This window comes from Emticicia sp. (assembly GCF_043780375.1).
Classification (GTDB): Bacteria; Bacteroidota; Bacteroidia; order Cytophagales; family Spirosomataceae; genus Emticicia.
Genome location: NZ_JAYWCU010000052.1, coordinates 1 through 5,732 on the forward strand (window position 1 = coordinate 1; position 5,732 = coordinate 5,732).

Consider the following 5,732-nt stretch of genomic DNA (forward strand, 5'->3'; position numbering starts at 1 on the left):
GAAAACCAGGCATCTTGGTTGATTCCTACGCCGCTGTCATTCGAATCAAGAGGTGAAACAACGGTCTGAAATTTGTTGACTCTATCTGCTGCCAAAAACGACTTTTGGTCATATCGTGGCTCAATGTTGCGAAGTTTAGGAAATACCCAAATTTGTAAGAACTTTACTGCTTCACCATGATTTTTATTTTTTTCAGAGTGATAAATTCCTGTTCCTGCCGACATAATTTGTACTTCACCATTCTTTATAATGGTTTCATTGCCCATGCTGTCTTTATGTTCTAAATCGCCCGAAAGAGGAATCGACACAATTTCCATATTGTCGTGTGGGTGCGTGCCAAAACCCATTCCGCCCGAAACGGTGTCGTCATTTAAAACTCTTAAAGCTCCAAAATGAATTTTTTCGGGGTCATTGTAGCTCGCAAAACTAAAAGAATGATAAGTATCTAACCAACCATGATTGGCGTGTCCACGCTCGTTGGCTCTGTGCAATATTGTTTTCATAATTAAAATACATTTACATATAATGTGTATACATATTTAATTGTTTAAAAGTTCAACACTATTAAATTAGATTAATACTTCATTCCCTGATTTTTTTCTTTGTTCAAATGCTGTGATATTGTTGAATGTAATGACAGAAATCTGCGTAAGAGCCTCTTCGGTTAGAAAACCTTGATGCGAAGTAATAAGCACATTTGGGAAGCTCATCAATCGGGCGAGGGTATCATCTACCAATATTTCTTCCGAAAGGTCGTTAAAAAATATATTTGCTTCTTGTTCGTAAACATCCAAACCCAAGTAGCCCAATTTCTTGGTTTTCAATGCTTCAACTACCGCTGGGGTGTCAATCAAAGCTCCACGACTTGTATTGATAAGCATTATTCCATTTTTCATTTTTGCAATAGCTTGTTTATCAATCAAGTGGAGCGTTTTGTCGGTGAGTGGGCAGTGCAAAGAAATAATATCGGCTTGTTGAAGAACTTCATCAAATGAGCAATATTTGATGCCTAAATCTATTAAAATTTGATTTTGAGAAATATCGTAGGCGACTACTTTACAACCAAAACCAAGCATGATTCGAGCAAATGCTTCGCCGATTTTGCCCGTCCCAATTATCCCAACTGTTTTCTGAAAAAGGTCAAAACCTATTAGTTTTTCGAGTGAGAAATTCCCTTCACGCACACGATTATAGGCTTTGTGGGTTTTGCGGTTGAGCGTCATTATCAGTGCAACAGCGTGTTCGGCAACTGCATGAGGCGAGTAGGCAGGCACCCGAACAACGGTAATATTTGCTTTTTTTGCAGCATCTAAGTCAACATTATTGAAGCCAGCAGACCTAAGAGCAATCAGTTTTATGCCAGCTTGTGCTAACTTTTCAATGATTGATACATTTATTTTATCATTAACAAAAATGCAAATGGCATCAAATCCTTCTGCTAATTTGGCGGAAGATTCGTTGAGCGAAACTTCATAAAAAGCAAGTTCATTTGTTTGATTATATTTTTCAAAAAACTCCTTGTCATAGGGTTTTGTGCTAAAAAAGGCTATTTTCATATTTTTAAAGGTGTGTTTTAGAGAGATTTTCTTGTGAAGGTAGTGATAATTAGCTTGCTTTGGTTTGCCCAATTTGATAACTAATGGTTAAATGATGCGAAAATCCTAAAGCTGAGTGGTTGCTGGTGGCGTAATCAAAAAGAAATTGTTTCGACTGAAAACCAAAGCCAAAATGTACATTATTGAGTTTGGAAGTAATGCCTGTGCGAAGATAAAAACTTTTAACGATTTGATATTCTAAACCAACTTTGATAAGCATAGGTAAATCAATGTCCTTTTCGGCTTCGGTTACAAGTAAAATTTGTTTGGTTGGTGTAAAAGAAAGCCCTAAACGCAGCACGGTAGGAATGCGTTGCGAAGCGAAAAGTTTTGCACCAGTAAGGTTATAAGCATGAAAACCCAATTGTAGTTTCGAACTGAGTTTTGTCAGTAAGCCAAACTCGGTTATAAGTGTATTTTTAGAAGCAAAGTTTTCGATAGCCGCTTGAAAATAGCTTACTTTTAGCCCTAACGACACCCGATTGGTGCTTTTTGCTAAAGCCACACCTATTTTTTGTTCATTATAAAGTTTATCACCAAATTGCTCTATTCCGATTCCAGCATTTAAATATTTTGTATTGAAATTGCCCGATAGTGACAGTGTTTGAAGTCCAGCAATATTATATCGAGCGTGGTAAGAAGCACTTGTGAAATTATCTTTTATAAAGCCCAAACCCGCAGGGTTATTGAAAACTGAATAATTATCGGAAATGGCTACGGTGGCATTGCCAATTCCCCAGCTTCTTGCTCCCATCGGAAAAGGGTCGCCCGATGCGACCGCCCATTTTGAATAGAAAAGACATATTATCCAACAGAAAAAGAATGTTTTCCACCGAATCGAATTTCTTCCATCATTTACAGCATATTGTTTTGACATTCATTTGAAATTTGAAGCAAAATAGAGAATTATGTAGAAATTGGCAAATAAAAAAGTCTTGAGGTCTATACCATAGGTCTGACTTCAAGACTTTTTTATTTGAATTACACTTGTTTTATAGGGTCAGACCTGCGGTACAGACCACTTGTCTTAATTAAATCTACGTTTGATAATGTCAATAAATTCTTCGGCTTCCGCTCCTGTGATGTCCCACATGTAGCGAGGAACATATTTTTTCAGAATCAATTCTTTTGCTTCGCTAAAATCTTTGCAAAGTTCGAGTTCTTCGAGGGCGTGCGAAAATGCCTGAATGTTTCCACCAAAAAGATTATTGGTAAATAAAAAGCGTTGATTCAACGAAATTGCCCCTGTAATTCCTTCAATGCGAGAGTTTTGATGATAATCCAAAACCGATTTATTTGATTGAGCATGGTCGTTTAAGGTTTTTTGTTCCCCAGCCAATTTATCATTCAATCTTACATCATCGGGTTCTTTTGGTGCGGCTTTCTCAACAATTGGCTCGCTTACTTTTGCCGTAACTGATTCAACTTTTCGGTCGAAAATTGCTTCTTGCTTCTGCCCAATAGGAGTAACCTCTACGATTCTTTCTACAACAGGCTCAACTTTCGGTAAATGAGTTTCGACTCTTTGTTGCGTAATATTTGCCACTTCAAAATCAAAAAATGACTTAGATGCTTGATTGTCAGGCGGTGATATTTTTGATGGAACGAGTTCTTCGGGAATAGCTACTTTTTCGGCAAATTGAGCCAAATAAATATCTTTATTCTCGATAGTCAATGGCATTTCTTCGAGCCAAGTCATGGCTTGATTAGCAAAAACAAATTCTTGTCCGTTGAGTTTATCGGCTAATTTTGGCAAAACATCTTTATTAATTAAAATGTATTTTGTTAGTGGCACGATGTTCTCTTGGCTAAATCGGAAATTGGGTAAATCTCGCATCAATTCTTTATAAAAAGTTTGTGGTTCGAGAATCAATACCAAAGTTTCACCTACCGAATCAATGAGAAGTGGCTCGAAGTGCTCACGTTTTACCGAAATATGTTGTGAAACAGTATTCATAAAACTCTTTAAAGCCTGTTGAACTTCATTGGTATTAAAGTCGAAATATGGACTTCTTAGACGTTGCGTATCGGCTTGCCACTTGTCGAATAAAGCCTTGATAGTCAGCATATTAACTTGCTGGATATTTGACAAAGAAAGGATCTGTTTTCCAGTAATATTGCTATTTTCGGCAAAAAACTCATCACATACCTTGGAGGCAAAAGCCTTACTATACCGTTCGACGGCGGACAAATTCAATTTGTTCGACATTAGTAAATTCGTTTGTTTTGTATTTTATTAGAGTATGGCTATGTTTTGTGATAGGCGTTAAAAATAGGTTTTAGGCTAATAGCATTCTTTCACTTAGCTTAAAGCGTACAACATATAGCTTTTTCAACAACAAAATTAGAGCAACTTTATTGCCAGTTTTACTTAGAACGAAAAAAATAATAAAATAATGTTTATCGAACCAAAAAGAGGGCGTGGTCAAGGATACAAAACTGGCTGGGTAGAGGTAATTTGTGGCTCAATGTTTTCGGGAAAAACCGAAGAATTAATTCGACGTTTGAAGCGGGCAAAAATTGCCCAACAAAAAGTTGAAATATTTAAACCTGCCATTGATATTCGCTACCACGAAATTGATATAGTTTCGCATAATCAAACGGCTATTCGCTCTACTCCTGTCCATGCGTCCGATGAAATATTATTGATGACATCCGATTGTGAAGTTGTGGGCGTGGACGAAGCTCAGTTTTTTGATGAGGGGATTGTAGATGTGGTAAATAAATTGGCAGAAAATGGCAAACGGGTAATTGTTGCAGGACTTGATATGGACTCGAAAGGAGTGCCTTTCGGCCCAATGCCAGCCTTAATGTCGATTGCTGAATATGTTACGAAAGTACACGCCATCTGCGTGGTTTGTGGCGAAATAGCCAACTATTCTTACCGAAAAGTAGCCAATGAACAACAAGTAATGCTCGGCGAATTAGACTCTTATGAAGCTCGTTGCAGGAGGTGTTTTCATGCGGGGTGAAGATAGTTATGATATACCAATTCTTTTTAAATTGCCACCTGCTTTAGCTGGTGGCAATTTATCTTTTTACTTTTCCAAAACAGCTTTCCATTTCTCATAAACTGTTTGATAATCAGCTACTTGTGAAGCATTTGGTTCAATCACTTTTAGTTTAGTGAGCTTGCTCATTGCCTCTTTTGGCGAACTATAAACCCTCACGCCAAAGCCTGCTCCTAAAGCGGCACCTTTTGCTCCGTCGGTGTCATACAACTCGACAGGTGTGTTAGTTACATTGACTAAAGCATTACTAAAAACATCACTCAAAAACATATTGGCATTTCCTGCACGAATTACCTTTGGAATTACACCATTGGCTTGCATGATTTCAAAACCATAATGCAACGAAAAAGCAATTCCTTCTTGAGCCGCACGGAAAATATGGCTTCTTGAATGACTATTAAAATCAAGATTTTGAAAAGATGCTCCTAAAATTCTGTTATTCAACATTCGTTCAGCCCCATTTCCGAAAGGCATTACCAAAAGTCCGTTACTACCAATTGGGGCTTGTGCCGCCAATTGGTTCATTTCGGCATAGCTCAAATTTCCACCAAAATTTTCTTTTGCCCAACGGTTCAAAATTCCTGTGCCGTTGATACAAAGTAAAATTCCAATTCTATTCTCGCCGCCTAATTGATGATTGACGTGAGCAAAAGAATTAATGCGAGACTTTGGGTCGTAAGAAATTTGGTCGCTCACGGCATAAACAACGCCCGAAGTACCAGCCGTTGCCGCAATTTCGCCAGGTTCTAATACGTCCAACGAAAGAGCATTATTTGGTTGGTCGCCCGCTTTATAGGTAACAGGAATTCCTGCTTTCATGCCCAAAAGTGTAGCCATTTCGCTTGTTACTTCGCCATGATTACTGAAAACTGGTTTTATTTCGGGAATTAAATTTTCGTCAAAATCATAATAATCCATCACATCAATCGAAACTTCGTTTGCTTGAAAATCCCAGAAAATACCTTCTGAAAGACCAGAATTTGAAGTGGTGATGGCATCCGTTAGCATCATGGCGATATAATCGCCAGGCAACATGATTTTATCACATTGTTCGTAAATATGTGGTTCGTTGGCTTTTACCCAAGCCAATTTTGAGGCTGTAAAATTGCCTGGAGAATTCAATAAA

General features: G+C 37.9%; 6 protein-coding genes. 1 reads left to right on the top strand and 5 read right to left on the bottom strand.

Annotated elements, in window-relative coordinates; genetic code table 11:
* From ACH2CJ_RS03590 to ACH2CJ_RS03605, 4 genes are all read right to left on the bottom strand, one after another.
* Window positions 1-503: pirin family protein (locus tag ACH2CJ_RS03590; RefSeq protein ID WP_394990792.1), on the bottom strand; the 503-nt coding region annotated here is incomplete at its 3' end.
* Window positions 504-569: 66 nt separating this feature from the next.
* A complete protein-coding gene (locus ACH2CJ_RS03595) occupies window positions 570-1,556 on the bottom strand; it encodes a 2-hydroxyacid dehydrogenase (RefSeq protein WP_394990793.1) in 987 nt (328 codons plus the stop codon).
* Window positions 1,557-1,605: 49 nt separating this feature from the next.
* Complete coding sequence (locus ACH2CJ_RS03600; protein ID WP_394990794.1) at window positions 1,606-2,472, bottom strand: hypothetical protein; 867 nt, start codon at window positions 2,470-2,472, stop codon at window positions 1,606-1,608.
* A 150-nt stretch (window positions 2,473-2,622) separates the two neighbouring features.
* Complete coding sequence (locus ACH2CJ_RS03605) at window positions 2,623-3,804, bottom strand: hypothetical protein (protein ID WP_394990795.1); 1,182 nt, start codon at window positions 3,802-3,804, stop codon at window positions 2,623-2,625.
* 187 nt (window positions 3,805-3,991) lie between these two features.
* Here ACH2CJ_RS03605 and ACH2CJ_RS03610 point away from each other — a divergent pair, with 187 nt between their 5' ends.
* On the top strand, window positions 3,992-4,567 hold the full coding sequence (locus ACH2CJ_RS03610; RefSeq protein ID WP_394990797.1) for a thymidine kinase: 576 nt from the start codon (window positions 3,992-3,994) through the stop codon (window positions 4,565-4,567).
* Window positions 4,568-4,633: 66 nt separating this feature from the next.
* Here ACH2CJ_RS03610 and ACH2CJ_RS03615 read toward each other — a convergent pair.
* Window positions 4,634-5,732 (bottom strand): FGGY family carbohydrate kinase (locus ACH2CJ_RS03615; protein WP_394990798.1); only part of this gene is annotated, 1,099 nt, incomplete at its 5' end.